Raw genomic sequence first — 26,624 nt, 5'->3', positions numbered from 1 at the left:
TTAAAATTCAATTGTCATTACTAATAAAAAATTGTCACGAATACACGAATGGTTTTTCTGTTGTTTTACTTTGTCTTGATAATTGTCACGAATTAGTTCCTTTCACAGTAAATTCAGGATTCAGGATTTATATCAAAATCGTTTGGTGATGTTATAGAAATTGAGCTAACATTTAGGAACTAAGAAGTAAATCAGTTTCAAAAACATTTCACAAGAATAAAAAAGTCTAAAAGCCTATAGCACGTTCTAACAGCGAAGCGTTCTAACAATGAAATGGTCTAAAAGCAAAGCGTTCTAAAAGCGTCAGCGAGTCTCACTTACTATTCACCAAATTATTTCGAATGGCATATAATACCAAGCCAATTCTGCTTTTTACTTTAAAATGTTTGAATAAAGATTCACGGTAACCATCAATCGTTTTTGGACTGAGACACATTTCTTGAGCAATTTCCTTGTACGTCATTTCAGTACACGCCAATTTTAAGAATGTTAACTCTGTATCTTTCAACGGTTTTCCGTTTTTTATTTCTTTTTCATCATTTCCGTGTAGCGTATTTAACAATGTAGTGGCTACACGTTCAGAATAGTAAATTCCGTTAGAAATTACTTCATTCAAGGCTTTATAAAATATTTCTGGATGAATATCTTTCAGTAAATATCCTTTGGCGCCCAAACGCAGCATTTTTATAATTGTTTCTTCATGATCGTCCATAGAAAGTGCCAATACTTGAATGCTAGGTCGATTTTCTTTGATCCATTCCATGGTTTCAAAACCGTTCATTACAGGCATATTGATATCTAACAAGATAATATCTGGGACATTTTCGGATTCTAATAATTTCTTTATCAGTTCGCTTCCATTCTTTACATGGTACAAAACCTCAAACTCATCAAATGCATTGACCAAACCCTGTAGGGATTGTGCAAATAGCAAATGGTCATCTACAATTACAACTGAATGTTTTTTCATTATTCTTATTTATAGGGATAGGCTAAAGTTAAGGAAACTCCTTTATTTTTTGCAGATTTCATTGCAAATTCTGCTTTTATAATGGCTGCACGGCTTTTCATATTAATAAGCCCTGATCCTTTTTCTATTTCTCCTTCTTCAAAACCAACACCATCATCTTGTGCCACAATATTCAATCGATCGGCTTCGAAATTTAAGGTTACTTCTAAGTTTTTTGCTTTGGAATGCTTGATTGCATTTGAGAAGAATTCTTGTAAAATACGGAACAGAATGATTTCTTCTTTGATATCCAAGTCTCGCTCTTCTCCAGAAACTTGTAAGGTAGCTACTAAGAAATTTAACTTATTAAATCGTTCCAATTCTACTTCTATCGATTTAATAAGTCCCATATTTTGGATAATCTCCGTATTCATTGTTTTAGACAACAATCGGATTTCTTGCAAGCTCTTCCCTACTATTTCGCTAATATCGTCTAGTTTCTCTTTATTTTCGTCCGTAAGTTGTGTTCCTAAAATATTGATATGCATACGAGCCACGGACAATAATTGTCCAATATTATCATGCAATTCCCAGCTCATATTCTGCAACGCTTGTTCTTGAATTTCTATTTGCGATTTGGCAATTTCTTCCATATATCGCTTTTCTGCTTCTTTCTTTTCAAGAATAAATTTGAGTTTACGCTTTTGGAAAAATACAAATAAAATGATGACAGTAATTAACAAAATAAGCAACACCATGGATGTTGCTGCTACAAGCATTTGTACTTCTTGATCGTTCATAAGATTTCTTCAAATAATATCATTTTTAAGGAAATGTCTTCAAATTTGCCTCTAAATCAATAAATTTCTTCTTTTTTCTATGCAAAAACACTAAAGTAAGCACTACTATTATTCCTACAAGAAAAATCGTTGAAGCGCAAATAAAAGCCAATGTACGTATTTCCTCTGCTGTCATGATTAGAATACTTCCACGTTATTTTTATTCCTCGATTTATAAAATCCAATTGCAAAACACAAATACATAATAATATTCAGTATAAATGTTACAATTCCTAAAACACTTTGTCCACCGACTAAAAATAACTTTACAGAAATCATAAAAGGCATAAAGGTTCCATAAAAAAGTAATACACCTAAACTGAACCAGAAATAAATAGAATCTGTTATGTTCAATATAGTTTCTTTATTGAAAGACTCTATAAAATAGAAGCTTATCGCTACAATAACGAACAAAACTCCTAGAATAAATGTATAAATTTGATTTGCAACTAGTATATTTTCCCAAATAAAGCAATTACATATAGCAAATATCAAATATATGATCATGCAAAGCCTTAATATGTTTTTCCTCCGTTTGGAATTGAGGATTAATTGATACCACCATAAAAATAAGGTAAGCTGGACAATTGTAAACACATTGTATACAACAAAGTTTACATGATTGAACAACTTATAAAATACTGAGCCAAAAAATTCTGTGACTACAGCAAATAATATGAAAAAAATAAAATATTTGGCTTTAGACTTTGAATAATTTTTGTAATTATATAATCCATAAATTAATACGACTAAAGCCAAATATTTTGAAAGGAATCTTATATCTCCCATTTAATCTAAAATGTTATTCTCCGTAATCGTTTTGTGGAGGATTTCCATTATCACCGTAGTTCATTGCTGAAATTCCGGTAACGTCTTTACTGCAATTTTCAAAGGATGGACTTGTTGGACACATAAATAATGTGTTTTGTCCAGCTTTCGATTTGTCTCTGGTCGATTCTGGGTATACACCAAAATAGAATCGAATTCCATCAACATTTACTCTTTGCGCTTGCGCTTGCTCTTTTACATAATTAATGTAACCTTCCAAGTCTTCAAGCGAATACCAACTTGAACAAGAAAAATTGCTATCATTTTCCGCACCAAATCCATCTTGTTGCTTCGCTTTATAGCATTCATTCAATTCTAACGCTTGTTCATTAGTAATAAGTTTTTCATTAGGGGTTTTGTAGTCACTCATACTTCTAATATTATTGATTATTGCCTCGAAGTTATTTATAAAGTATTACAATTAAAAATTTGATTCTACCTCTATTTTCAAGACTACAAGTTAAAAAACTGATAATTAGATTTTTAACTGAAAAACACTATAAAAATCTCAGGACTTTTCCTTTTTAAAAGGGGAAAAATCCCCTTTCATTAAAGGTTCTTTCCTCTTGTGAGCTATTATTTAACGAGTTAAATTCGCTTTGCAATAAATAATAGATTTACCCATATAATGACCTCCATAGACAGAAATATTAATGCTTCACGAATTATTATTCAATCACATATTGATAAAGCATTCACTGAAAAGTTTATTCAATGGAATGATGGCTTGGATTACACAGAGTTTATTCGTGCATTGTGGCGCTTGTTTTTAAACCATGACGGTTTTAAAAAAGGAACACAGGATATTCTTGGTAAATTAACCGAAGAAGATGCCATGCAATTACTTTCTGATGAGATCGATATTACGAAATTGAGAGCTTCTTAAACTGTATCAGATCTCGCGTATGCTTTTGCGCTAGTTTAATGATACTTTGTTGATCTAATTGTAAAATTCTTGGATAACCGCCTGTGGTTTGACAATCTTTCATCAATACAATTAACTTTCCCGATGGTGTAAGCTGAATAGTTCCTGGTAATACTGCCGAAGTGATGATTGATGGACATTCATTTTCTATTGTTTCTTCTAACTGATATGCCATTCTATTGTTCAATCCAACTGAAAATGTGGTATTGAATAACTTTTCTTGTTGTTCTTTTGATAAGAAATCAAATTCTGGGCCTTTGAAAACACTTATTTCTTTGCTATTGAATAGTATTGGTTGAAATCCGACCTTTGTATGCGAAGTGTCTTTGTCTAAAAATGAAGTATACGGAATAAAATCTCCTTTGGAAACTCTTGATTTCTGTGTGATTCCGTCATAAAAACTTCTGCTCTTCAACACCATTTCTGTTTGAAAACCATTTTTTACGGCCAGATACGTACGAACGCCAAATTTACGTGCACCAAAAACCAATTGATCACCTATTGATACATTTACGGCTAGATTCGCTCTTAAAGGCGCTCCATTTAGCTTTGGAGACAAATTAGCGCCACAAACTACAATTTGCGTGTTTGCATGAAATTTGACGCTTGCTCCCTGCAATGTCATTTCTAAAACCGCAGCATTTTCATGATTTCCTAATATAATGTTTGCCAATTTTGCATGAAATTCATCCATAACTCCCGACACTGGAACACCATAATTTCGGTAATGAAATCGTCCCAAATCTTGTACTGAAGTATACAATCCGCTATGTAAAATTTCTAACATATTTCGGCGGATTTTAAGATGTAATTTCCGTTAGAAATGGCTTCAGATATTTGATGATATTCTTCGATAGAAACTGATACAAATTTTATAAAATCTCCTGCTTTTGCGAAACATGGTTTTTCATTTGAAACTTCAAAAAAATTGAGTGGAGAGTTTCCTAAAATTTGCCATCCGCCAGGACTCGATTTCGGATAGATTCCTGTCTGCATTCCACCAATGCCAACGGCGCCTTTTTTGACTTCCAATCGCGGTGTGGGTTTTCGATCTATATGCAAGCGTTTATCAAGTCCTCCCAAATACAAAAAACCGGGTAAAAAACCGATCGAAAAAATTTGATATTTTGGAGCAGTATGAAGCGTGATAATTTCAGCAATGGAAAGCTTGTTTTTTTGTGCGATTTCTTCTAGATCAATTCCAAAGGTTGCATCATAACACACAGGAACTTCCCAACAAAATTGTGTTGGAGTCTGTATTTTGTCAGATTTTAGCGAAAACAATCGTTCCAACAAATGTTGGAGTGTTTTAAAATCAATTTTATTATTATCATAAATTATTAATAATGAATTATTTGATTGAATTATATCAAGTAACACTTCAATATTAAAATTTAATAGTTTTTCCTTACATTCCAACACGTTTTTCAGTACTTCTGAAGTCATTTTTGCTTCCCATGTAAGTAATATTCCTGTGTTTCCATATGCTTTTATTGTTGGAAATGTTGGTTTCGAGTGTTGCTTTTCACTATTGAAATATGTGTATAATTGTTGTACAATTTTGATTGCATTTAAGGTATCTGAATGCACACAAAATGTATCTGATTTCAATGTGATTTTTTGTTTTGAAATCGTCAATACTTTTTGTTCATTTTTTAATAAAGAAACATGTGGAATTATCGCTCCTATTTCGGTTAAAACAGCATCATCTTTTTTACGTGAAACTAAGGTCAAATCATCATTGTAATTTCGATCTGCAAACGCTTCATATATGACTTCGAAATTTTGTTCTAAAGCCAAGGTTTCAATCACAGAATTATACGGAACATAGAGCTTGTATTTGTCTTTATATTTTGAAATTGCTTTGAGAAAAAGTTGTGCTCTTTCTTCACTTTTTGCTACATCATTATACAGTGCTCCATGTGGTTTTATATGTACAATTTTTGCAGCATGAAAAGCAACAATTTCTTCTAGATTTCCTATTTGATTTTGAATCGTTTTGATGAATTCGGCGGAAGCCATATGTATAGAAATACGTCCAAAATTTTCACGATCAGGATATGAAGGATGTGCGCCAATTTCTACTTGATACTTTTTGGCTAATAAGACAACTTCTCCCATCGTTTCATCATCTCCTGCATGTCCTCCACAAGCAATATTGCATGCATTGATGTACGGCATAAGTAATTCTTCATTGCCAACACCTTCTCCGACATCACAGTTGATATGTATCATTTTTTGGGTTTTGGGTTTTGGGTCGCTTCGCTTTTTATTCTAAAATACAGTATAAATCCCTTTGATTCCTAGAATGATAGCAATCAAAATAATACAGATGGCTAGAATGTTTTGAAATAATGTATTCTTGTAGCTTCCCAAAACATTGGATTTATTGACAACCCACACTAAAAAGATTGCAATGATAGGCAGTAGCAATGCATTTGTTACTTGCGCAAACGTGATGACTTCTACAGAACTAAAGTTTAATGAAGAGAATACGACTCCTAATACTAAAATAATTCCCCAAACTATACGAAAACGTGTATCTTTTAAGGAAGCGTTCCATCCAAAACAACTTTTCGCAACATAAGCTGCTGCTAAAGGTGCGGTAATTGCAGACGTGATTCCTGCTGCAAATAAGCCAATTCCCAATAGATATTTAGCATATTCGCCATATAAAGGTTCTAATCCTTTTGCCAAGTCAAAAGCATTGTCTATGTTTCCTCCTGTTATTGAAGTTGCTGCTACGATGATGGCCATTGAAACAATTCCTCCTAAAACAATAGATATCATCGTGTCTTTTCTAGCGACAGATAAATCTTCTTTTGTTTTCCATTTTTCTTTGACTAAAGACGCATGCAAGAAGAGATTGTACGGCACTACAGTTGTTCCTATTAATCCAATGACAATGATAATACTGTCTTCTGGAATTTTTGGCACAAATGTTCCTTGTAACATTCCTATGAGATCTGGTTTTGTTAAAATCGCCGTGATTAAAAAGGAGATACTCATTAATAATACTAACGTTACCAAACTACGTTCTAGTACTTTGTAATTTCCTATAAAAAGTACTGCAAAAGCGATAACGCCTATGAGAATTGGATACAATACTGCGTATTCTTCTCCAAAGACTCGCATTCCCAAAGAAGCGCCAGAGATGTTTCCTGCCTCGTATGCCGCATTTCCAACAACAATAGCTCCTAAGATTAAGAAAACAGCTAGATTTCGTAATAGCGGACTTGTTATTTGTTCTTTAATGACTTCCGCCAATCCTTTTTGTGTAATGATTCCGGTACGTGCTGCCATTTCTTGCAATACAATCGTTGCAATGATTGATAGTAACATTGCCCACAATAAACCGTAGCCAAATTGTACACCAGCTTTTGTACAGAGTGTCACCGTTCCTGGTCCTATAAATGCTGCCGCAACAAGCGTTCCGGGTCCTATATTTTTAATCCATTTGAACATTGGCTGCTGTATTTAAGGCATAAATAGCGAATGAACCTAACCAATGTGTTCCTTCATAGTTATCGTCTACGATGCTTGGTAATGAATAATTGATATGTTGATTGGCTATATTTTTAAGATGCGCATATTCTGGAAATTCATTGGCAATTCCGTACAAACACCATGCTCTGCTGAAATTGACACCATCTAAATGCACCAATTTTCCATCGGTACGATCGGATACTTTTCCTTGTGCCAATTGAAAATCTTTGTCAGCCAACTGTGGTAAAAATGCACTCAACCAAGTTTTGAATTCCTCTTTTCCTAAAACTCTTCGCATGATATCTGCTTCTTCCAGACATGGCGATAAGAAGTCAAATCCGCTAGGTTCCCACGATATTGGACAGTTTTCATCTTTCATGTAAAAGTCCTTTGCTCTTTGTTCTATGAGCCTTTTTAATGCTGCATGATCAACCGTTTTGGCATAATCGTAAGCAAACGTTAGTCCAAACGCTGTATTCGTGTGCTCTCCTACTCTAATTGGGTAATTGAGTTTTGGCAAAAAGTCTATATATCCTTGTACAATGATATCCGTTAACGGTTGCAAATTTGTTTCTAATTCGCGCGCTAACGGATCGTTCCATGTATGCAATTCTTCTGCGAGTTTTAACAACCAAGCCCAGCCATATGTACGCTCGAACGACTTATTGTATTTTCCTTTGAAATATAGAATCTCAATTTCGATGTTTTCTTTGGAGATGTTTTCGGCTAATTTTTCTCTGATTTCTGCACTGTTTTCCAAGTTTGGAAATTGTTTTAGCAAACTCACCAACGACCAATGTCCGTGCACAGAAGAATGCCAATCAAAACATCCATAAAATGCTGGATGCAATACTTTTGGTGATTGCAAGTCTTCTTCACTACCAATAGTTTGATTGAGTTTATTAGGATATTCTTCCTGCATACAATGCAATGGCAATGCTGCCAAACGATTGGCTTCTGCTAGAGATAAGGTTGATATTTTGTTTGAAACTGTAATGGTTTCGCTTGTTTTTGAAGTTTTTGGTGTTTCTTTTTTGGTTTCTTTAGGCTGACATTGTATAAAAATACAAAGCATCAAAAAGTAGCTAATTTTTTTCAATGTTGTGTGTGTTTTGGTTGGAGTTTCAATATAGGAATTTTGTTTGGAATGTTTGGTTTTAGATTTCTAGATTATTAGACGTGCTTCACTTTTGGATTCTCACCAAAATGATTGCCCATAAAAAAAGCGAACCGAAGTTCGCTTGTATTGTATTTACATTGGTAAAGCTTACCAACAAGGGAAGCATGTACGTCTGCAAGTCCAAAAACAGGTTGCAAAACATTCTGTAGGACATGTATTGTCGGTTACTTTTGGTAAAGGACATACTGGACAACCTGAAAGTGGGTTTGTTGCTGCTACTGGATTTGCTTGTACTCCTCCACTAATTTGATCTAGTTTTGAGACAGCGCTTTTGTTTAAAGATAGTTTGTTGATTTTCTTTTTTTTCATAATTATAAAATTTAAATAATTAACTCATTTTAGGTTTAACTGTTCCATGCACAAAACCATGCATATCCATATTCGGTAAAACATAGAATTTTAGGATCGCAACTTCTTCTAAGCGAATCTACTGGTTGTGCTCCCGCTCCTGCTTTGATCGCATCTAAATTTGAGATGGCATCTTTACTAAGCGATAACTTTTTAAGGTTTTTTTTCTTCATGACATTAAAGAATTTGATTGTTATTACTGATTAAGTTTTCTCGTTTTTGGAATCAATTACATTTTAAATGATTTCAAAAACTTGACATCAATTTAATCCGTTTTTAAGGCATCAAAAAAAGATTGTGATGAATGATTACTTTTTGTGACGAATAGTTAAGCCCTTGTTTTATGTACTTTTAGACTATTGAAATGAAGAAAATATCTTATTTGGCTTTTATGCTTACGTATATCGTATTTGTTGTGAGGAATTAAAATATGTATATACAAATTTCAAACGAACATGGATGTCCGAACCCAAGTTCCGTTTGACAGATTACCGGACCTGCACTCACACATCTTACTTTTTTAGAAACAGCGATGATATCATTATTTCCTCCTGTGATAGTATTTAAATTATGAATCGTGTTTTTGTGAAGTACTAACTTTTTTGATAATTGTTTTTTCATCCTATTTTGTGAGATTACATGTGAATTTTTGATAAGAAGTTTTTAATATACTTCTGGTAATACATACAATTCCTTGATCGTTACTTTTCTGGTGTTGCACAAATAATCCATGAACATGGAAATCCATAATCAAATCGTGTTATACAGACAATTTGCACACAACTTTCCTTTCTTGTATCGCAAGGGTCTTGACACGCTGATCCGTATCTGGAGTCAGCATTTGCAGTTCCTCCTGCAATCTCATCAAGATTAGAAATAACATTTTTATTCAATGTAAGCTTTGCTAATTTTTTCTTCATGGGAATTTAGGTTAGGTAATAAATAAAGCGAGTCAATGACTCGCTTTATAAAAAAAAATTCGTTTATACAGCTGCTCCTGCAGCATTTACTGGTACTGCTACTGCATTACACGGTGTTGTAAAATTAGGACAATCGTCTCCTTTACATTGTGTTTTTCTAACAGTATCACATACTTCACAATTGGACCATACATTTGTCCCTACTGCTACTGGGTTTGCACTTGCGGCAGCTCCAGCTGCAAGTCCTCCACGTAAATGATCAAGTCGTGAAATAGCTCTTTTTTGTAGCGTTAACTTACTTACATTTTTTTTCTTCATGATTTAAGAATTTTTGAAATGGTTATTAATTAAGTTTTTGTGGATTTTGAGTAATACTGATGTAGGTAAATAGTACTCAAATCCAATGATTAAAGTTAGTTTCTTTGGTACCACTTAAAAAATAATTGTGACGAGTGAATATACTTTTGTGACGAATGAATGTGTATTATTTTTCTTCTTTTTTCAAGTAACAAAGAATCTTCTTTACAAAGCTTTTACTTACAGGAATTTCATCTTTTGCAGTTTCTAAAGAAAGTAAGATGCGTTGTGAGTTTCCTTTGTGGAATTGTACTTTTTGAATGTTTACGTAGTATTGACGATGGCATTTTATAAGAAAAGTATACGATACTAAACGCTCAGAAACAAAACGTAGTGGAGCACGTAGTAATTGTGCCTTTTTGTCTCCTGTGGAGTAGATTTCCACATAATTCCCAGAAGCTTTGATGTATTCAATTTTTGAAGGCATTACTTCTATACATTGATTAACAGCAGGCGATTTTAAGATGATTTTTTTATCATTAATGACATCCGTTTTATTAAGAGTCAAGACATTTGAAGCACTCTTTTGAGCCACATATAATCGATCTAAAAGTATGGTGATTACAAATAAAGGAACGGCAATCATGATTGATCTTGGAATCGTGACTAACATATAATACGTGTAATCTACTTCGCCGACATCCATCATAAATCGGTGGTATACAGTGCCTATAAAACCTGCAATACTTAAAATGGCAACTAGTAACAACCAGTGATGATAGGTTTTCCAAGGACGCTTTTCATCGGCAAATCGTAATTTGCGAAAAAACAACCAATACAAAGTATATATGACAAATGCGGTATTGATTCCGTAGCCTAACTGAATGATTTTAATTGGGATTTCAAATTTCGGAATCGCCAAATAATTGTCATACGGATCAAACATGTAGACAAAAATGGTGAGTACAATTCCAACAATCATAGAAAGTTTTAAGTAATACTTTTGATTGTTTATTAATTGATGGTTTTGTTTAAAATAATACGTTAGCTTGGTTAGTGTCACTGTTTTGTAATTAAAAAAGCAATCTGAAATTACAAAATTGTTTTTGGCTTCGATTACGGTTTTACCCTTCTTTGTGACGAAATTGATGTTTTTGTGATGAGTGGAATACGAAAATTAACTTCTTTTTTAAATAAAAAAACATCCAATATCAATTTTGATTTGATGTTGGATGTTTTGAAAGCTAGTTATGCTAACTTTCTATTCTTCTTGTTCACTTAGTTTACTTATATCTTCATCTGTTAAGTTTCCAATTTCAGCTAGTTCGTTAAGATCAATCCCAATAGCTTCACTTGCCAATCCGAATACCATTTCTTCTGAATTCTCAAATATATTTGCTGCATTTGACTCATCAACTTTCACTTCACTTTTAACATCATAATAAACGTCCATAAACGGTTTAATTCCTAATAAAACATCATAAGCAGTTGTATGTTGATAAGCTGCTTGTGCAAAAAATCGAAACAAATTTTCTGCATTTTTAATGTTTGCTTGCAATGGTTTAGGAATATATTTATTGGTGATATACGTACCTGGCTTAAGTCTATTAAACAGTTTTATGATTTTTTTATCATAAACATCATAAAACTCTCCTGAAACAACAGTAGGACTGATATGTTTGTACACATATTGCTTTAGCTTTTCTGCAAGTTTATCAGAGTTTTTAAACGTATTTAATACAACAATAAGTGACATGGTTCCAAAACTCACATCTTGTATTCCAAAATTCGTGTAAAGTTGAGGGATTTTAGCTAAATCATCTTTATCCCACGCCAAAGGCACGATATCTAAATCATTGATCGTTGCGTGATACTTAATATTTCCAGCTTTTATTTGATCGTTATAATATTTAATAAAATTATTTTTTCTCCTATTTTTCCAATTAGGATATACACCAATAGTGGGTCCAGCGGTCGGATAAGTTGAAATTTGTATGTCCTGTCCATTATTCCATTCTGTTCTTTTATCTGAAAGATATAAAGCCAATGCTGGAGAAAGTGCGCCTCCTAAACTATGTCCCGTTACTGCCACTTCTACTTTGCTAATTTTTTTATCAATAATATAGTCTTTCAAAGCTGTTAACACACCAAGTTGACGATCTTTCATTGTATGAACTAATATGTTTAATCCTGTTGCTGTTCCTTGCGAAATATCGCCCATTCCCTTTCCAGAAATATCTTTCCAAACCGCAGTTTTGTTTACATGAAAATCTTCTTTCATCCAGCCAAAGCTTGAAATAGAGTTTGTCCCAGCAATTGCGATTACAAATAGTTTTTCTGTTTTTGAATAATAAACTGCCATCGTATTGTCTGCTCTTGCATAAGAAGAATTTTTATCATGAGAATATACTACTGGTCCCCAAACGGTTTCCCAATCGTTTCCTATATATTTTTGTGTTCTTTTATCCGATAATACTTTATCGGATACTGTCGTTACATAGTTTTGTAGTTTTTCATACGATCCTTGACAGGTAGTTTCATCTTTGAAAATTTTACCAAAGCCTGAATTACTTGCAAATGATAGACTATGTATGATTCGCGCTTTTTTTTCTTGTGCCGTTTCTGATATATTCATGATTGTTGGTTTTGATTAATTATTAAATTGAGAAATATTTCATAATAACATTACCAACACAGAAAGTCATACCATGCTAGTAATGCTATTTATTATATGACTTTTAGTGATTTGACGTTTCTACTAATTTTCTTAAGTCACTAATTGATTACTTATTTTTTTTCCATTTACCTTTTCCTCCTACTTGAAAAACTCCAACACCTATCGCGACTGAATTGAATTGTCCAATTGGATCATTGTTGCGGTCAAACCATGTAATTTGGTATATTCCTCCAGCTTTAGCTATTCCTTGTGCATGATAACTGCGAACTTCTTTGAAGAACCTTTCCCAGTTACTATCGCCATACACATTATACATTGTACCAAGTGAAGTAAAACCTGCTCCTCCAACTCCCCAAGCGTTCGCTGCAAAAGAATATGGCATGTTTGATACATCACAAGTGACTCTTCCATAAATAGCAAGCATTATAATGCCTCCTGTTGCCTCTATAAATCTTGAATCATCTAAACTATCTGAATCTACTGGGCGTTTGACTGAATTCTCTATGTTTTGAAGTAAATTATATAATTTCACATCCTCAACCTTATCTTTAAAGGCTTCAATTGTAGCTTCTTTATATGCTACTATAAGTTCTTGTTCTCGTAATAATTCTGTTGTCATAATGGTATATTTTTAATTGGTTTTCCTACTCTATTTAGGCTTTTCGGATTTCGCCACAAACAGCTTTATAATGACGTCTTTTTGAGCTTTTTACAGTGTAAATGTACTTGTACAATTAGCGTAGATTCTGAATTATTCGTGAACGAAGAGATTTGTTCCGTGAGTGACGAAAAGTGGAGAGGGAAGTTTTTTGGGTGTTGGGTTTTGGGTTTTGGGTGTTGGGTTTTGAAGTTGCGTAAGGGATAGAGCGGTTTGTTTGAGCTCTTTTAAAAAGCGAGTAGCGAAAGCCCGACCTCCTTTTTTTTCGGAGGTTACGCGCTAATTTGTATGGTACTGATTAATTCTTGTTTTATTTTTGACTTTAAAATCATCATTATGAAAAGAGGAGATTTTAAAACTGAATTTTGTGAATCACCAAGAATTTATTGTCCATCACATGTTGTAAACTCCCTTTTTGTTTGGCTTGCCTTTTTATGTATTTACTAAATCATCAAATGTTATATTTACATCTAGTTTATTTAATAAACTTACAATTTTCCGGATATGATATTCAAACAGTTCTTTAGACGAGTTTTGATACTGAGTAGGAAATCGATGGATGATTTTTAATGCTTCTTTATACGTTTCAATAATATTATAAAGACAAAAACTCACAGCGCCACATTCAAGTGCGATTCCCTGTAATTCTGTTATATTGTTTTCTGTATCTAAGTTTACAAGGAGTTTTTGAAACCTTTCTTTTTTCTCATATGTGGCATTCAAGCAATATATCAATACGATATTTTTTTCTGGTTGCTCCCAATCTGTAGTTTTTCCGTCCTTAAATACATCTCCCAAATCGTCATTGAGTTGTATCAATTTCCCTAATGGATCACCAAGTTCTGCTATCAATCTTGCAGTTTTAGGCTCTACGCCTCCTAAGAGTGCTCCTATAAAAATAGCCGAGTAAAATAAAGGTGGGGTTTTTAACTTTACAATTCGCCAATAGTCTTCCTCTGTTCCTTTAGCATGTATATCTTCATTTTGTCCATACGCTGTGTTCAAAATTGTCTGTGCTATATTTTTGAACGCTATTATCTTACTGCTTTCGCTTAAATGAGTGTATTCTATAAACAGCGATGCTAAAGATGAAAATATATGCGAGATATTTGCTGTTGTTCCTACTCCATTTTGTATGTGATATCCTAAAGGATCTTCGTCAAGTAAGTCATCTACCAAATGAATGCTTTGAAACATACATAGATTAGAAATTGAACCATTAATTGCAGCTTCTTTGTTTCCTCCAACTAATTCACATGCCCATGTTACATAGTCCCAAGTAGCAAAACTTTCCTTTTCTGAATATTTTTCAATTATTCCTGTAAGCTGCGGCCATCTATTAAAAATAGCATGCTGTAAGAGCTTTTCTTTTATTTGATTGATTGGTATTTTTTCCATGAATGATATGATTATAAACATAACAAACCGCTAAGCTTTACACTTAACGGTTCTTCGCAAATAAGTATATTATATTTGTCTGCTTAATCATTCTGCCCAAGGAGCCCAACCTATAAATTCAGATTTATCTTTGAATTCTTTTAAGTTGACTTTTGTAAGTGCATTGAGTGATGTTATCAATTGACTTTTGTCTGTGTTCAATTGATCTGAAAAGTTTTGAATTGTTGTCATGATGAATATTTTTCTTAAATATAATCATAATTTTAGTGAGATGAAATACTAAAAAGCTATCCGTAAGCTATTTGTGAATGTAAATCATAAAATTGCATCACTTATACAATCCTTATAATTGTAGAAAATACTAAAAATTCCTTTGATAGAATAAGAAGCTGTCCATTCCTTAAGTTTCTCGCAGGTTACGCGCTAATTTGTATGGTATAAATCTGTACTCTTATGTTTTTATGAGTGCTGTTTTTGATCTATTCCACTACCTCAAATTCGATAATTCGAGATGCCAATTCTTGTTTTGCTTTTTGTCTTTATCTAGGTTTACTGCAATATTTAATTTTAAAACTATTATTATGAAAAAAAGAAATTTTAAATCGTTACTGCTTAATAAGAAAACAGTTTCTAACCTAAAAACCCAACATTCTATCGTTGGAGGTTTTAAAACTGAATCTTGTGTGCCGCTAGGAATTTGTTGTCCAACGCATGATGCAAATTGTCCTGATCCTTCTGCTGACGGAACTTGTGGAAATACTACAGTAACACCAACTGATGCTTGTTTTCCTACTATTTCTTGTCCAGGAGCAGGAATTTGTTAATTACAAAACGTATTAGTCTAAGCGAACTTCGGTTCGCTTTTTCTATGATTTTATTTTAAAAATATCAGTATGAAAAAAAAGAATCTCAAATCATTAACACTTAATAAAAAGTCTATTTCTAATCTAGCTTCAAAAACTAATGGAGGTAATGATACGAATGTTGACGAAGGCTCATGGCTTTTTTGGACTTGTGATACACACCCAAAAATTTGTTCAGTTTTGACATGTATGCCTAGTAGATGTTATTGTTATACTTATGGCCCGAGAGATATTGGTCCTTGTCCTGAATAATAAATTTTAGCGAACTTCACTCAGTCATAGTCGGCAGAAAAAATCTTCAAACAATGACTGAATTTTGGTTCGCTTTTTAGTTTCTCTTTTACATGAAACTCAGCTTAACTAAATTATTTAGTTTTTGAGGGTGCATGTGTTGTACACTCACAAGAGCCTGCAGATGCACATTCGTCGGTTTCACATACTACAAAAGTATCAACACAGGTTTCTCCAGTAATGTTAGTTTCGCCGCAAGTAACTGTCATTCCTCCTTTCAATAAATGGATTTGTGAAACGGTTGCAATTTTAAGTTTTTTAAGGGATAATTTTTTCTGTTTTCTTTTCATTCTTTTTAAATTGAGTTTTGCTGAACTTAGTTAAATTAGGATTTATATTAAAATAATACTACTGTAAATTATCGAATTTGTGATGATTTTTTTATGCTTCATCCTGCATTTTATCTAGGTTTTTAATATAATACGAAGGATAAATTCCAGTTCGAAGTTTAAAAGCTTTCGAAAAAGAATTTTGGGATTTATATCCCAATTCTGTGGCGATAGATTTTATATCATAGGTTCTAAATAAAGAATCATTTTTTAAACGTTCTAATACATAATCAATACGTAATTTTGTAATATATTCTATAAATGTTTGTTGTTTATGTGTATGAATTACTTTGGATAAATACGCTTTATTGGTTTTTGCTTTTTTAGCCACAAAATCTACATTACATTGCACTCCCAAGAATAATTTTTTCTCTTCAAATTTTGTTAATTCTTGTAAAATTTGAGCTACTTTTTCGTCATTAATCTTTAGTTTTTGAGCACTTTTTACTGTTGGCTTTTTCGGGTTCTCCATTTGTTGCAGTAAACTTTCAAATGCTACTCTATTTTCTTTTTGACGCCTCTTGTACTTATAAAGTAGATATATTAAAAAGCAAATACATATAAACGAAATGCCAAGAATTATTTTCTGTAGTTTATTTGACGACAACAACGTTTTATTCAATGATTCAAGAGGTTCTATTTTGAATTTCTCGTTGTATTTGTTTCGAATTGCAATGTCTATTTTTTCATTTCTTTTATCGTTTTCTTGAGACAAATCGACATACTTTTTATAAGCAACTATATCTTTCTTTTTAAAAGCTAATTGGGACAGTAATAAGTATGTTTCTTGTAAAACAGAATAATTAAAACTCTTTTTTAGCGATAAAGAATCTGTTTTTTTTAGGTGAAACTCAGCTTCATCATATTGTTGCAAACCATAATAGGCTTTTCCTAAGTAAAAATCGATCGTACTATAATTGTGTACTAGTTTTAATTTTTTGGTGTCTTCCTTCAGGGTATTCATTTCTTGTATGGTTCCATGAAAATCTTTTCTTTCGTAAAGAATGATTGCCTGTAAAATCTGGAAATAATTCAGCATTAAACTGTCTTTATATGCACTACTTTTTTGAAGTCCCGTAGTATTATAAAAAGCTGCTGAGTCTAATAGTTTTGTGTCTTTTGGTTCGTTTTCCCCATATTTTTTAAGGTATGCATCAGTAATAGCAATTAAGGAACTTAGGTGACTATTTTTATCATATAAAGAATGTGTTGAATCTTTATAAATTAGATTATTCTTCTTTAATATTTCCAAGCTCTCATTAAAGTCACCAACAGCAATTTTCAGCAATGCAATATTGTCTTGAATTGCCAGAATCATAACTTCATTGTCTACCTTCTCATAATATTTATAGGCTACCAAATAGTTATCTAAAGCATTTTTATAACTTCCCCAGTCATACAAAATAACACCTTTTGAAAGCAGATACCTGTGAGTTAGCGAATCGTTATGAATGGAGTCTTTTGCAATCGCTATCGCATGATTTATATAAGGAATTGTATTTGGATCGTCTTGACTACTTAATATGTATGCTTTTTTATAATATCCATGCGCAACGAGTTCTAAGTTTTGCTCTTTCCTTCCTTTTTGTATAATCGCATCCGTATATAATAGAACATCTTTAGTCGATGAGATACTGTCATAGTATGCATTCAATTGTTTTGTTGAAAGACGAGATAAGGAATCTATCGTATGTGTTGACTGTTGCGAAAAAAGGAATGTGTTAAACAATATTATAGGAACGAATACATAGATAAATCGCATCATGCACATATTTTCTTGAGGTTATAAAGAGGATAAACAATGATACTAAATTTAGCTTTAAAAAAGTGTAGAAAAATAGTATTAGAACGATTAAAAAACATCTTCTTAGACTTAAAAACAAATATCATTCCTCAGAAAATATGTCACAATTACAATGCCAATTGAGAACTATTTGAAAGTAGATTTATGGTCCAGGCTCTATAGTTTGGTTAAAAGTTGGCACACTGTTATTACCATTGGTAGTATCGTTTGTTTTAGTGGGACATTCCTCATTAGGATTTATACTATTGCAAGCGTATTGATTGCTTGTTGCGGCAGAAGTTGGCGAGTTTGTGGTGGTATCATCATTTCCTGTAGTTGTATACGTCGTCTCCGTATTTTCCGATCCGCCAAAAATATGAGCTCGTTGTGTGAGCTTCACAATTTTGATTTTGTGTAGTTTTAATTTGGATGCTTTCATGTCGGTTTTAAATTGGTTGTTGATTTTTTCTATGAATAGTTAGCATGTAAAAGTTATACAAACAGTAATGAAAGTAGGAACCGTGGTATTGTTATTTGTGGGATCGTTTGTGGGAATTTTACAATCTAGAAGTATTGATATTGTTATGGTTCCCGCTCCTCCTTTAATCCGCATTGATTGATTGATTTTTGCAATCTGTACTTTTTTCAAGGTTAGTTTTTTCTTGTTCATTGGTCTTTAGTTTACTTTGATGATTGAAACTAAAAAATTAAAAATGATTGGTTCACTTTTTTTCTAAGAGATGATACAGATTCATGAATCGGTAGAAAGTTTTTAGTCGTATTTACACCTTTTTAGTCTTTTTGAGTTCGCGAATGAAGTACGAAGGATTGATGCCTTTGCTATTGGAAAATGCTTTGGAAAACGATTGTACATTGTTGAATCCTACTTCGGCTGCAATTGCCTTTATCGTGTATTTTAGGTAGGTTGGATTAGTTTTTAGTTGTTCGATGGCATACTCGATTCGCAAATTGTTGATGTAACTCGAAAAGGAACATTGTTTTACATGGTTTACAATTTTTGAAAGATAGTTTGGATTTGTGTTGAGTTGTTTTGCCAACGAATTCAGCGTAATTTGATTGGATATAAAACCGTTTTCTTTTTCGAATTTTTCCAGTTTTACTATAATGTCTTCTATGATTTCCGAAGGTATGGAAAGTCCTTTTACAGCCGTTTTTTGTTTGTTTTCTGGCTTTTCACTTGTTTTTGATTGAATGACTTCTTGAAAACGGCGTTGTGCCATTTTACGTTTTTTGTATTGAAAACCGAATCCTATGAATACAAAACATAATAGAAACACTAATGCTATGATTACTTTTTTGAACGTGTTTTGCTGATGTTTTTTTTCGGCAAGAATGGTTTCTTTTTCTGCTTGCAATTTTGGAATTTCATATTCTTTAAAGATGGTTTTATTGAGATACAATTCATCTGAATTTAGTACGCTATCTAGTTTTATAAGTCTGTTTCTGTAATGCAATTGCTGTGCAATATCTTTATTGTTTTCATAATAGGTATTTAGCTGTATATAAGCTTTTCGAAGCAATGGAAAGAGCGATTGTGTTTTTTGAAAAGCAGTATCAACTTTCTTGAAATACTGAATTGCTTTTTCTTTTTGATCAAGCTTCCAATACGCTTCTCCATTGTAATAATACGCAAAGGAAAGTTTATCGTAGTCATTTAAGTTTTCAAAATATGGAATGTACTTTTCCATACTATCAATGGCCGTGACAAACTTTTGTTGATGATAAGCCGCAATTCCTTGATTTAAGGCAAAATGGTACTGAAAACGCTCATTTTTTAGTCGAATTGCTTCTTTATACCCTAATTTGTTATAGTATTCGGCAGAATCACCCAATTCCATATCATTGTAAACATTGGCTAATGCTGTAATTGAATTAAGGTAGGTTTTTACAGTAATACTGTCTTGATGTTGTTTGGTATATGTATAATTGTGTTGATAGAGTTTTAATGCTTCTTCCGTGTTTCCTGTGCGCCTTTTTATAACACCAATAGTATAATTGGCATTTGAAATCATTTCTTTTTGTTGATGTTTTTTGGCATACTTCGCAAATTGTATATAGTTATCTAAAGCTTGCTTATACGCTCTTTTGTCATAGTAAAAGTCTCCTTTTATCTCAAAGGCAACTGCAGGATAATGTACATTACTCTTGTCTTTGGTTAGTGCAATAATACTGTCGGAATAGATTAATACATTTTCATCCGTACGTGTAATAGAAAACATTCGATATCCTGCCAAAATCATGTCCGTTTTCTTTTCTTGCTTTGCTTTTTTGAGAAAGATATCACAATAGTTTAGCTTTTTTTTGAATGAAGTTGCTTCTGCAAACAAGGCATATAATTGTCTGTAATCTTTTGTGATAGACTCATCTTCTGTTTTTTTACAACCAGAAATTATCATTAAAAAGAGCAGGCAAAAGCTAATATTTTGGTATGTGTAGGATTTCAATTAGGTAGTGTTTTTTATGGTTTCTCAAAATGAACCAATTAAAAATAACCATTTTTAAGGAAAAGAAATACATATTCATGAATATATACTCCCGATTCATGAATGTTGCTTTCAAAAAGTTGCAAACTATTGATTTTCAACATTTTTTTGTTTGAATCAATTTGAATCAGACATACAGAATAAGTGTCTTTAAATGTTTATTTACACCAAAAACGTTAATTTCTCAACCATGAAAAAAAGAAAAACGAATCATTTACAAATTCAGAAAAAAACCATTTCTAAATTAGGCAGCACTAGCATAAAAGGCGGAACTAATACTACAGGTACAGCGGAGCCTCCACTTACTTTTGATCCGTTAAATTCCAGATGTATTTGTGCTACAGGTCTTTTTTGTCAAGCTTCTTCAAACTGTACTACATAAATAGTATTAATTAATTAATTAAATATCAACATTATGAAACAACGAATTTTAAGTATTGGAACTGCATTGTCAAAATCAGAACAACGTACTATTCACGGAGGTTTCGGTGAAGAATGCGAATCGTTATTGGGTTCATGTACAAGTGATGAACAATGTCATCCTGTACACCGCGGTTTTCCTGCCTATTGCCAATTTGGATGTTGTGTAACTCCAATTTAATAGCACAGATAAAAGACTTTGAAGATTGGTTTCTTTTGAAGTCTTTTATTTTATGATGGTAAAGATTTCTAATAATTGTTTACGATGCCGTTGACTCACTGGCAATGTTACATTGTTTTTAAGTGTGAATGTATAATCTGATGGAAGAACAGATTGAATTTGATTGATATTCACCACATATTTTCGATGTAAACTCACAAAATTATTTGGCAAGGTTTCAGCAAAACTTTTGAGTGATTTTTGGACTAAAAAACGTGCATTTTCTGTGTGTACGAAGCAGTATTTATCTTCTGATTCGATGTAAAAGATATCATTGATCACAACTTTTACAAGTGCATTCCCTTTTTTGATGAGCAATTTATTATCCAGTTGTAAGGTAGCTTCTTCCCTAGTAGATAATTGTCCCACTTGATTGGTCTGTTTTTCAAAAGCCAATTCTATCGCAAATTTTAAGGATTGCGGATTTACTGGTTTAAGTAAATAATTGTACGGATTTTGCTTTTTAGCTTCAGAGAATGATAGCTTGTCCTTGGAATTTGTCAAAAATAAGATAGGAATCGGATATGTTTCTTGAATGTACTCCGCAAATCGAATTCCTTCGCGTTTTCCATTCATAAAAATGTCAAGTATGGCGATGTCTGGCAATTTTTTATGAAAAACTTTGACGCCATCTTCATAATTTGTTGCAAATCCAGTAATTGCATATTCCTCTGAAAGTATTATTTTTAGTATTTCTATTTCGTCTAGATCATCTTCTAATATGAATATGTTTATTTTTTCCATAATTGTTTATGCTACGTTTTTGTAAGGCAATGAAATGTTTACAATGGTTCCTCCTTTTGGATTCGATTTAATTTGAATACTGCCACCGTTGAGCTGAATCATTGATTTGGTAAGCATTAAACCTAAACCAGAACTTTTTCTTCCCGTAGTATCTTCTTGAGATTTATTGTTTTTTATGTCAAAGATGGTTTTGAGTACTTTTTCAGGAATTCCAATGCCTGAATCTGTAATGTATACTGCAAATGATTCGTTATTGACGGTTCCTGAAATGACGATTTTTCCGTTTTTGGGTGTGAATTTGATCGCGTTGTCTAAACAGTTTCGAATCACAATTTTAAAAATTTCCATATCACCATACACGAGTATCGTTTTTTGGATATCTACAGAGAATTGAATGCTTTTTTCATCAATTAAAGATTGGTATTGCAATTCTATTTGATGAATGATTTGCCATAGCGGAAACCATTCTTTTTGTACCATGAGTAAATCTGACTGACTCAGTGACCAACTCAATAAGTTATCTAACAATAAACTTAGTGAGTCTACAATTTTAGAAACTTTTTTATCTGACAAAACTCCATCTGCATCTTGTTTGATAGTTCGCAATTGAAATAATTGTTTCAAGCGTGCTACGGGACTTCGTAAATCATGCGCAATGATTGTGAACAACTGATTTTTTACAGTATTTGTCTCATTCAATTCATGATTTAGTTTTTTGATCTTTTTGTTTTGCTTTATCAACTTTCTGTAGAAAATGAAACCAATTAATAATACTAGAAGAATTCCAACAGAAATTACCATAAATAGATTTCGTTGTGCTGTTTTCAGATCCAATTCTGCTTGCTTTTGGGCAATATTAAACGCTTCTTTTTCTTGTGCTACTTGCCAAAGCATATTTTGTTTTTGAAGCGAATCGTTCAACATGGTATACTCTTTAAAATATTGGATGGCACTTTCATGTGTTTTTGAAACCTCAGCCAATAAATACAGGTTGTAGGCAATAGTACTTTTGAGTTCTAAGTCCTTGAGTGGTTTGGAAAAAACATACGCAGAGTCAAAATACGTTTTGGCCAACTCATCTTTATATTGTTCAAAATAAGAGTTACCAATGTTTGAATATGTTTTTACGATTTGATGTGTATCTAATTTCTTTTTACTTGTTTTTACAATTTCTTGGTATATTTCATTCGCTTGCGCATATTGTTTTTTAAAGACCAAGATATATGCTTGATTCTCTGCAATTTCAGTTTTAAATTGATACGAATGTTGCAAAGGGACTTTTAAAGCTTCTTCAAAATAAAAATTGGCAGAATCATACTCCTGTTTTCGCAAATAACAAGTTCCCAAATTCTTGAAAACAAACTGCTTTATATTAAGATTTGATGTATTTCTAAGGCTTAAAAGATAACGTTTTGCCTCTTCTTCAACTCCTAAAGTATATAATAAGTGATTTTCAAATAATTGTTTGAGTGAATCATTTGTTTCCCTATCTTCTAAGATATACTTTTTAGCTCTTTTATAATTTCTTTTTAACAGACTTACATGTGCATTGTGCCAGGCATATTCGTTTCCGGTTTGGATTTTACCTTGATCGTTTGGATTTTCTTTGCAATACTCACAACAATTTACAAACCATGTTTCTGAATATGTGTTTTGTGTAAAAACCGATACTGAAAACAAAATTGCACAACTTAGAAAATAAAATTTAGAAATTTTCATACACAAAAACATCTAGTCTTCATCTGTAAGTTTAGCGATGATTACTTTCGTTCCTCTCCTTGGTACTCCAACTGGATCTAAAAGTGATGATTTGGTATGTGTGTCTGTGTTTTCTTTAGATTTGTAATTGAAATTAATATTACAATTAACGATTCTTTCATTTTTAATACTAACGTTGGTTTGAATAATAAAAGCCCATAAATTCTGAGGAGTTGTTGGTTCTTCAAACTTTTCTATTACATCTATATTGAGCGCATAGGAATCCAAGAGAATTCCTAAAACACTCGTGGTATCATCTGTAGTTTCAGTAATTTTGAAATGAAATTCCTTGACTTTTTCATGAAAATAAGCGTATAAATAAATGACATTATCATTCATTTGACTAATTCTCATGAATGGTCCTAGAGAGTCTTTTTCAATTAATTCATCTGATAGCGGTCCAATGCCTTTAGCTGTTAATTGAACATTGTAATCTGTACCTTTTTTCAATTCTCTACTTGATCTTGCCATGGTAGTTATATTAGAGTTAGTTTCCTCTAATATATATTTTATTTGCTAAAAAATAAAAATTAACTTTCAACACTTATACTATTTTATTTTATTTAAACAGAAGAAAATATGTTTTTCATTATTTCTTTATAACTGTGTTTTGAGCCTGAATCGTTTCTGTTGTCTGTATAAGACTTATCAACTATTACGCTAATATGACAAATGCTATGTAAAGATGATTCAATTTATTTATCAATGCATTTATTTTGTGCCGCTAAATAATGACCTAATGCAGTTTCATAAGAGTTCGCATAAGATTCTCTTAATAATCTAGCGCCTAATTGAAACGCTTTGATGCTTTTAGGTGTTACTAACTTTATAAATTCATATACCTTTTCATTTAGCTGTTCTTTTGTGCACATTTCATCGATTAGTCCTTCTGCATACGCTTTATCTGCTTTTAGTGGAATTCCTGCTAAAATGGTTCTCCTAGCCAATCCCATACCTACATATTTTGTTAAGTAAAGGGTAGAAATTCCAGGCAAGTATCCTACTTTTATTTCAGAAGAAATAAAAGTAGTGTTTTCAGTAGCAACTCTGTAATCGCAACATAATGCCAATTGCATTAAGAAGTTTTCACATGTTCCATCTAGTACCGCAATTAATACTTTGGGTAGTTTTTCTAATTGATTTAATACTTTTTCCCAGCGTCTAAAAAAGTCTGAACTAGGAACTTCTGTGTCTCCAGTCATTTCCAAGCATAAACCTTTAAAGACAACTACATTTGAAATTGATTCATCTTCTAAGTAGTCCGCTACTATTCTTAACTCACTTAAGAAAGCATCTCTGTCAATACTTTCTTGTGTTTCTGCTAATTCAACAATTGTCAAGTTTGTTTCTTCTTTAATTGTAAGAAGTTGAGTTTCGACGTTTATATTTACGTTTATCATTTCTTTTTTTTTAAAATTTCCCCAAACAACATTCTACAGTAGTTCCAGGTCCCATAGTTATTATAAATAGGTTATCGCCTTTTTTTGCTATATTTTCATCAATCAATCGTTTGTACGAGAATAAGAATGCGCCCGAAGACAGATTCCCGTATTCTCTTAACACATCAATAGTGTGACGGACATCATGACTAGATATATCTAAGTTGTACTTGATAGAATCAATTACCTTACGTCCACCAGAATGTACAACCCAATGATCAATGTCTCTTATTTTTAAACCGTGCTTTTTTAAAAGTGCTTTTACAGGTTTTTCAATATTGTTTCCTAAAACATAAGGGATTTGACGATCTAGATAGAATTCATATTTGTCTCCATTAAAATCAAATCGCATCGCATCTATATGATCAGGAATGATAAAAGATTCAAATGCTAATATTTCTGCACCGACTCCTTCTTTGAGTTCTGATCTATTTCCAAATACTGCTGCTGTAGAACCATCACCAAATAGTGAGTTCACGACTGCTGTTCCAATGGTATCATCTTTTACATAAAGTGCTGAACAGACTTCAGAACAGACAAGTAGTCCAAATTTTTCTGGATGTAACTTGCAAAAGTTCGTAACAGGTTGCATTCCATTGAGTCCTGCATTACATCCCATTCCGACAATATCTATTCTTTGGGTATTTTGTCTAAATCCCATATTTTTTATCAAATGAGCACTTAATCCCGGGCATAAAAATCCTGTAGACGTTACACAAGCGATATAGTCAATATCATTGACTGTTAAACCAGCAATTTCGAGTGCGTTTTCTATGGCTTTTTCTGCAGTTTCAACAGCATATTTTCGATGTTTATTCCAAAGATCAAGACTTGTTTCTTCTTTCACTGCTCCATTTTCATCGAAATCAGTGAAGCATACATTTCTGGTTTTTATATGTGAATTGTTAAAAATTCTAGCAATTTTAGTATCCATAACCCCTAACATTTCTGCTATTTCTGATTGTTGGTAAGATTTTCCTGGATTTGCAGTTCCTATTCCTAATAATCTTGTTTGTGATTCCAATGTGTATTGTATTTTTTATTTAAATTTTCTTTCGTATAGTAATGCTTGAACAACAGATTCAAGACTTTCGTTATTTTGCTGATTTAAACTGTGCAATACTTTTTTAGCAAGCGTAATTGCAAGTGGATCTAATTGCGCAACATGTGCTGCATGTTTTATAGCCACGGCCATAAAATCGTTACCTACATGACTTACTAAGTGGCATTGCGCAGCTTCGTCTGCATTGAGTTTTTTGCCAAAGAAGATCATTTCTTTCGCTTTCCCAAGACCAATTACAGGTGGTAATCTTCGCATTCCTCCTGCTGCTGGTGTTAATCCTAATTCAAGTTCAGGAAAACCAAATTCAGCATTTGGAGCACAAACACGCATATCGCAAGCTAAAGCAAGTTCTAATCCGCCTCCTATTGCGGCTCCGTTAAGTGCTGCAATACTTATTTTTGATGCGTTTGCCAACTTATCAAAAAGCATTCTACTTTTTAGATTTAATCCGTTTTCTGCAGTTTTACCTGAGAATTCATTTTTATCAGCTCCTGCACAAAATGCACTTTCTCCATTCCCCGTTAAGATGATTGCTCCTACAGTATCATCATCATAAATTTCATTCAGAGTTGCCTCTAGTTCATTTATCATTTCTTCATTGTAAGCGTTTGCTTTTTCTGGTCTGTTTAAGTGCACAATTTTGATTTCATCATGCCCTTCAACCATCGAAACATTTACAAAACGGTCATATCTTTTTTCAGTCAT

31 protein-coding genes are annotated in these 26,624 nt (G+C 32.6%); 4 read left to right on the top strand and 27 right to left on the bottom strand.

What is annotated here, in order from left to right; genetic code table 11:
- Positions 1-313: 313 nt before the first annotated feature.
- From Q0845_RS09145 to Q0845_RS09135, 3 genes are all read right to left on the bottom strand, one after another.
- A complete protein-coding gene (locus tag Q0845_RS09145) occupies positions 314-970 on the bottom strand; it encodes a response regulator transcription factor (RefSeq protein WP_298511985.1) in 657 nt (218 codons plus the stop codon).
- A 5-nt stretch (positions 971-975) separates the two neighbouring features.
- The gene (locus Q0845_RS09140) at positions 976-1,749 is read right to left on the bottom strand and encodes a histidine kinase (RefSeq protein ID WP_298511983.1); all 774 of its coding nucleotides are present in this window, start codon (positions 1,747-1,749) and stop codon (positions 976-978) included.
- A gap of 841 nt (positions 1,750-2,590) precedes the next feature.
- Entirely contained in the window at positions 2,591-2,986 is a 396-nt protein-coding gene (locus Q0845_RS09135) for a hypothetical protein (RefSeq protein ID WP_298511981.1), read from the bottom strand.
- 258 nt (positions 2,987-3,244) lie between these two features.
- On the opposite strand from Q0845_RS09135, the gene Q0845_RS09130 reads away from it, so the two are divergent.
- Positions 3,245-3,502, top strand: a complete 258-nt coding sequence (locus Q0845_RS09130) for a hypothetical protein (RefSeq protein WP_298511979.1) — start codon at positions 3,245-3,247, stop codon at positions 3,500-3,502.
- Here the strand turns inward: Q0845_RS09130 and Q0845_RS09125 are convergent.
- The 14 genes from Q0845_RS09125 to Q0845_RS09060 form a co-directional block, all read right to left on the bottom strand.
- On the bottom strand, positions 3,480-4,328 hold the full coding sequence (locus Q0845_RS09125; protein WP_298511977.1) for a biotin-dependent carboxyltransferase family protein: 849 nt from the start codon (positions 4,326-4,328) through the stop codon (positions 3,480-3,482). The genes Q0845_RS09130 and Q0845_RS09125 overlap by 23 nt on opposite strands.
- Positions 4,322-5,776: a 5-oxoprolinase subunit PxpB gene (gene pxpB / locus Q0845_RS09120; RefSeq protein ID WP_298511975.1), complete on the bottom strand. Its 1,455-nt coding sequence runs from the start codon at positions 5,774-5,776 to the stop codon at positions 4,322-4,324. The genes Q0845_RS09125 and pxpB overlap by 7 nt, the downstream gene beginning before the upstream one ends.
- 39 nt (positions 5,777-5,815) lie before the next feature.
- Positions 5,816-7,006 carry an Nramp family divalent metal transporter gene (locus Q0845_RS09115; RefSeq protein ID WP_298511971.1) on the bottom strand — a complete coding sequence of 397 codons (1,191 nt, stop codon included), beginning with the start codon at positions 7,004-7,006 and terminating at the stop codon, positions 5,816-5,818.
- Positions 6,990-8,102: a DUF2891 domain-containing protein gene (locus Q0845_RS09110; protein ID WP_298511987.1), complete on the bottom strand. Its 1,113-nt coding sequence runs from the start codon at positions 8,100-8,102 to the stop codon at positions 6,990-6,992. The genes Q0845_RS09115 and Q0845_RS09110 overlap by 17 nt, the downstream gene beginning before the upstream one ends.
- A gap of 192 nt (positions 8,103-8,294) precedes the next feature.
- Positions 8,295-8,516, bottom strand: coding sequence for a hypothetical protein (locus tag Q0845_RS09105; protein WP_298511969.1), 222 nt, complete (start codon positions 8,514-8,516; stop codon positions 8,295-8,297).
- A gap of 35 nt (positions 8,517-8,551) precedes the next feature.
- Positions 8,552-8,728 (bottom strand): hypothetical protein, encoded by a 177-nt coding sequence (locus Q0845_RS09100; RefSeq protein WP_298511967.1) that lies wholly within the window; start codon positions 8,726-8,728, stop codon positions 8,552-8,554.
- Between the two features lie 250 nt (positions 8,729-8,978).
- The gene (locus Q0845_RS09095; protein WP_298511964.1) at positions 8,979-9,176 is read right to left on the bottom strand and encodes a class I lanthipeptide; all 198 of its coding nucleotides are present in this window, start codon (positions 9,174-9,176) and stop codon (positions 8,979-8,981) included.
- Positions 9,177-9,256: 80 nt separating this feature from the next.
- Positions 9,257-9,475: a class I lanthipeptide gene (locus Q0845_RS09090; protein ID WP_298511962.1), complete on the bottom strand. Its 219-nt coding sequence runs from the start codon at positions 9,473-9,475 to the stop codon at positions 9,257-9,259.
- Positions 9,476-9,538: 63 nt separating this feature from the next.
- The gene (locus Q0845_RS09085; RefSeq protein WP_298511960.1) at positions 9,539-9,793 is read right to left on the bottom strand and encodes a hypothetical protein; all 255 of its coding nucleotides are present in this window, start codon (positions 9,791-9,793) and stop codon (positions 9,539-9,541) included.
- 166 nt (positions 9,794-9,959) lie between these two features.
- On the bottom strand, positions 9,960-10,835 hold the full coding sequence (locus Q0845_RS09080; RefSeq protein WP_298511958.1) for a LytTR family DNA-binding domain-containing protein: 876 nt from the start codon (positions 10,833-10,835) through the stop codon (positions 9,960-9,962).
- Between the two features lie 198 nt (positions 10,836-11,033).
- Positions 11,034-12,407 carry a hypothetical protein gene (locus Q0845_RS09075; protein ID WP_298511956.1) on the bottom strand — a complete coding sequence of 458 codons (1,374 nt, stop codon included), beginning with the start codon at positions 12,405-12,407 and terminating at the stop codon, positions 11,034-11,036.
- 148 nt (positions 12,408-12,555) lie between these two features.
- On the bottom strand, positions 12,556-13,068 hold the full coding sequence (locus Q0845_RS09070) for a hypothetical protein (protein ID WP_298511954.1): 513 nt from the start codon (positions 13,066-13,068) through the stop codon (positions 12,556-12,558).
- Positions 13,069-13,539: 471 nt separating this feature from the next.
- Positions 13,540-14,505: a polyprenyl synthetase family protein gene (locus tag Q0845_RS09065; RefSeq protein ID WP_298511952.1), complete on the bottom strand. Its 966-nt coding sequence runs from the start codon at positions 14,503-14,505 to the stop codon at positions 13,540-13,542.
- 87 nt (positions 14,506-14,592) lie between these two features.
- The gene (locus Q0845_RS09060; RefSeq protein WP_298511950.1) at positions 14,593-14,736 is read right to left on the bottom strand and encodes a hypothetical protein; all 144 of its coding nucleotides are present in this window, start codon (positions 14,734-14,736) and stop codon (positions 14,593-14,595) included.
- A 350-nt stretch (positions 14,737-15,086) separates the two neighbouring features.
- Between Q0845_RS09060 and Q0845_RS09055 the strand changes: the two genes are divergently transcribed.
- Positions 15,087-15,329 (top strand): hypothetical protein, encoded by a 243-nt coding sequence (locus Q0845_RS09055; protein ID WP_298511948.1) that lies wholly within the window; start codon positions 15,087-15,089, stop codon positions 15,327-15,329.
- 404 nt (positions 15,330-15,733) lie between these two features.
- Here Q0845_RS09055 and Q0845_RS09050 read toward each other — a convergent pair whose 3' ends face one another.
- From Q0845_RS09050 to Q0845_RS09035, 4 genes are all read right to left on the bottom strand, one after another.
- Entirely contained in the window at positions 15,734-15,949 is a 216-nt protein-coding gene (locus tag Q0845_RS09050; protein ID WP_298511946.1) for a hypothetical protein, read from the bottom strand.
- Between the two features lie 91 nt (positions 15,950-16,040).
- Positions 16,041-17,753 carry an AraC family transcriptional regulator gene (locus Q0845_RS09045; RefSeq protein ID WP_298511944.1) on the bottom strand — a complete coding sequence of 571 codons (1,713 nt, stop codon included), beginning with the start codon at positions 17,751-17,753 and terminating at the stop codon, positions 16,041-16,043.
- 181 nt (positions 17,754-17,934) lie between these two features.
- A complete protein-coding gene (locus Q0845_RS09040; protein WP_298511941.1) occupies positions 17,935-18,210 on the bottom strand; it encodes a hypothetical protein in 276 nt (91 codons plus the stop codon).
- 343 nt (positions 18,211-18,553) lie between these two features.
- On the bottom strand, positions 18,554-20,236 hold the full coding sequence (locus Q0845_RS09035) for a helix-turn-helix transcriptional regulator (RefSeq protein WP_298511939.1): 1,683 nt from the start codon (positions 20,234-20,236) through the stop codon (positions 18,554-18,556).
- Between the two features lie 229 nt (positions 20,237-20,465).
- Between Q0845_RS09035 and Q0845_RS09030 the strand changes: the two genes are divergently transcribed.
- Positions 20,466-20,657, top strand: a complete 192-nt coding sequence (locus tag Q0845_RS09030) for a hypothetical protein (RefSeq protein WP_298511937.1) — start codon at positions 20,466-20,468, stop codon at positions 20,655-20,657.
- Positions 20,658-20,690: 33 nt separating this feature from the next.
- Entirely contained in the window at positions 20,691-20,876 is a 186-nt protein-coding gene (locus tag Q0845_RS09025) for a hypothetical protein (protein WP_298511935.1), read from the top strand.
- 45 nt (positions 20,877-20,921) lie between these two features.
- Here the strand turns inward: Q0845_RS09025 and Q0845_RS09020 are convergent, their stop codons facing one another.
- From Q0845_RS09020 to Q0845_RS08995, 6 genes are all read right to left on the bottom strand, one after another.
- Entirely contained in the window at positions 20,922-21,659 is a 738-nt protein-coding gene (locus Q0845_RS09020) for a LytTR family DNA-binding domain-containing protein (RefSeq protein ID WP_298511933.1), read from the bottom strand.
- 6 nt (positions 21,660-21,665) lie between these two features.
- Positions 21,666-23,378, bottom strand: coding sequence for a HAMP domain-containing sensor histidine kinase (locus Q0845_RS09015; RefSeq protein ID WP_298511931.1), 1,713 nt, complete (start codon positions 23,376-23,378; stop codon positions 21,666-21,668).
- Positions 23,379-23,390: 12 nt separating this feature from the next.
- Positions 23,391-23,888: a hypothetical protein gene (locus tag Q0845_RS09010; protein WP_298511929.1), complete on the bottom strand. Its 498-nt coding sequence runs from the start codon at positions 23,886-23,888 to the stop codon at positions 23,391-23,393.
- A gap of 224 nt (positions 23,889-24,112) precedes the next feature.
- A complete protein-coding gene (locus tag Q0845_RS09005; RefSeq protein ID WP_298511926.1) occupies positions 24,113-24,817 on the bottom strand; it encodes an enoyl-CoA hydratase/isomerase family protein in 705 nt (234 codons plus the stop codon).
- 10 nt (positions 24,818-24,827) lie between these two features.
- Positions 24,828-25,880, bottom strand: coding sequence for a 3,5-dihydroxyphenylacetyl-CoA synthase DpgA (gene dpgA / locus Q0845_RS09000; RefSeq protein ID WP_298511923.1), 1,053 nt, complete (start codon positions 25,878-25,880; stop codon positions 24,828-24,830).
- A gap of 15 nt (positions 25,881-25,895) precedes the next feature.
- Entirely contained in the window at positions 25,896-26,624 is a 729-nt protein-coding gene (locus Q0845_RS08995) for an enoyl-CoA hydratase/isomerase family protein (protein WP_298511920.1), read from the bottom strand.

It is taken from the genome of uncultured Kordia sp. (genome assembly GCF_947489565.1).
GTDB lineage: Bacteria > Bacteroidota > Bacteroidia > Flavobacteriales > Flavobacteriaceae > Kordia.
This window is presented reverse-complemented; position numbering and strand designations above follow the sequence as displayed.

What these genes read in the sequence shown, in the direction of transcription:
- Q0845_RS09005 (WP_298511926.1), bottom strand. Translation starts at nt 24,817, where the DNA reads ATGATAAACGTAAATATAAACGTCGAAACTCAACTTCTTACAATTAAA.
- Q0845_RS09125 (WP_298511977.1), bottom strand. Translation starts at nt 4,328, where the DNA reads ATGTTAGAAATTTTACATAGCGGATTGTATACTTCAGTACAAGATTTG.
- Q0845_RS09070 (WP_298511954.1), bottom strand. Translation starts at nt 13,068, where the DNA reads ATGACAACAGAATTATTACGAGAACAAGAACTTATAGTAGCATATAAA.
- Q0845_RS09090 (WP_298511962.1), bottom strand. Translation starts at nt 9,475, where the DNA reads ATGAAGAAAAAATTAGCAAAGCTTACATTGAATAAAAATGTTATTTCT.
- Q0845_RS09015 (WP_298511931.1), bottom strand. Translation starts at nt 23,378, where the DNA reads ATGAAAATTTCTAAATTTTATTTTCTAAGTTGTGCAATTTTGTTTTCA.
- Q0845_RS09115 (WP_298511971.1), bottom strand. Translation starts at nt 7,006, where the DNA reads ATGTTCAAATGGATTAAAAATATAGGACCCGGAACGCTTGTTGCGGCA.
- Q0845_RS09030 (WP_298511937.1), top strand. Translation starts at nt 20,466, where the DNA reads ATGAAAAAAAGAAAAACGAATCATTTACAAATTCAGAAAAAAACCATT.
- Q0845_RS09065 (WP_298511952.1), bottom strand. Translation starts at nt 14,505, where the DNA reads ATGGAAAAAATACCAATCAATCAAATAAAAGAAAAGCTCTTACAGCAT.
- Q0845_RS09130 (WP_298511979.1), top strand. Translation starts at nt 3,245, where the DNA reads ATGACCTCCATAGACAGAAATATTAATGCTTCACGAATTATTATTCAA.
- Q0845_RS09100 (WP_298511967.1), bottom strand. Translation starts at nt 8,728, where the DNA reads ATGAAGAAAAAAAACCTTAAAAAGTTATCGCTTAGTAAAGATGCCATC.
- Q0845_RS09110 (WP_298511987.1), bottom strand. Translation starts at nt 8,102, where the DNA reads ATGCTTTGTATTTTTATACAATGTCAGCCTAAAGAAACCAAAAAAGAA.
- Q0845_RS09145 (WP_298511985.1), bottom strand. Translation starts at nt 970, where the DNA reads ATGAAAAAACATTCAGTTGTAATTGTAGATGACCATTTGCTATTTGCA.
- Q0845_RS09050 (WP_298511946.1), bottom strand. Translation starts at nt 15,949, where the DNA reads ATGAAAAGAAAACAGAAAAAATTATCCCTTAAAAAACTTAAAATTGCA.
- Q0845_RS09075 (WP_298511956.1), bottom strand. Translation starts at nt 12,407, where the DNA reads ATGAATATATCAGAAACGGCACAAGAAAAAAAAGCGCGAATCATACAT.
- Q0845_RS09135 (WP_298511981.1), bottom strand. Translation starts at nt 2,986, where the DNA reads ATGAGTGACTACAAAACCCCTAATGAAAAACTTATTACTAATGAACAA.
- Q0845_RS09085 (WP_298511960.1), bottom strand. Translation starts at nt 9,793, where the DNA reads ATGAAGAAAAAAAATGTAAGTAAGTTAACGCTACAAAAAAGAGCTATT.
- Q0845_RS09140 (WP_298511983.1), bottom strand. Translation starts at nt 1,749, where the DNA reads ATGAACGATCAAGAAGTACAAATGCTTGTAGCAGCAACATCCATGGTG.
- Q0845_RS09060 (WP_298511950.1), bottom strand. Translation starts at nt 14,736, where the DNA reads ATGACAACAATTCAAAACTTTTCAGATCAATTGAACACAGACAAAAGT.
- Q0845_RS09010 (WP_298511929.1), bottom strand. Translation starts at nt 23,888, where the DNA reads ATGGCAAGATCAAGTAGAGAATTGAAAAAAGGTACAGATTACAATGTT.
- Q0845_RS09055 (WP_298511948.1), top strand. Translation starts at nt 15,087, where the DNA reads ATGAAAAAAAGAAATTTTAAATCGTTACTGCTTAATAAGAAAACAGTT.
- Q0845_RS09020 (WP_298511933.1), bottom strand. Translation starts at nt 21,659, where the DNA reads ATGGAAAAAATAAACATATTCATATTAGAAGATGATCTAGACGAAATA.
- Q0845_RS09045 (WP_298511944.1), bottom strand. Translation starts at nt 17,753, where the DNA reads ATGATGCGATTTATCTATGTATTCGTTCCTATAATATTGTTTAACACA.
- Q0845_RS09095 (WP_298511964.1), bottom strand. Translation starts at nt 9,176, where the DNA reads ATGAAAAAACAATTATCAAAAAAGTTAGTACTTCACAAAAACACGATT.
- Q0845_RS09025 (WP_298511935.1), top strand. Translation starts at nt 20,691, where the DNA reads ATGAAACAACGAATTTTAAGTATTGGAACTGCATTGTCAAAATCAGAA.
- Q0845_RS09040 (WP_298511941.1), bottom strand. Translation starts at nt 18,210, where the DNA reads ATGAAAGCATCCAAATTAAAACTACACAAAATCAAAATTGTGAAGCTC.
- Q0845_RS08995 (WP_298511920.1), bottom strand. Translation starts at nt 26,624, where the DNA reads ATGACTGAAAAAAGATATGACCGTTTTGTAAATGTTTCGATGGTTGAA.
- pxpB (WP_298511975.1), bottom strand. Translation starts at nt 5,776, where the DNA reads ATGATACATATCAACTGTGATGTCGGAGAAGGTGTTGGCAATGAAGAA.
- Q0845_RS09105 (WP_298511969.1), bottom strand. Translation starts at nt 8,516, where the DNA reads ATGAAAAAAAAGAAAATCAACAAACTATCTTTAAACAAAAGCGCTGTC.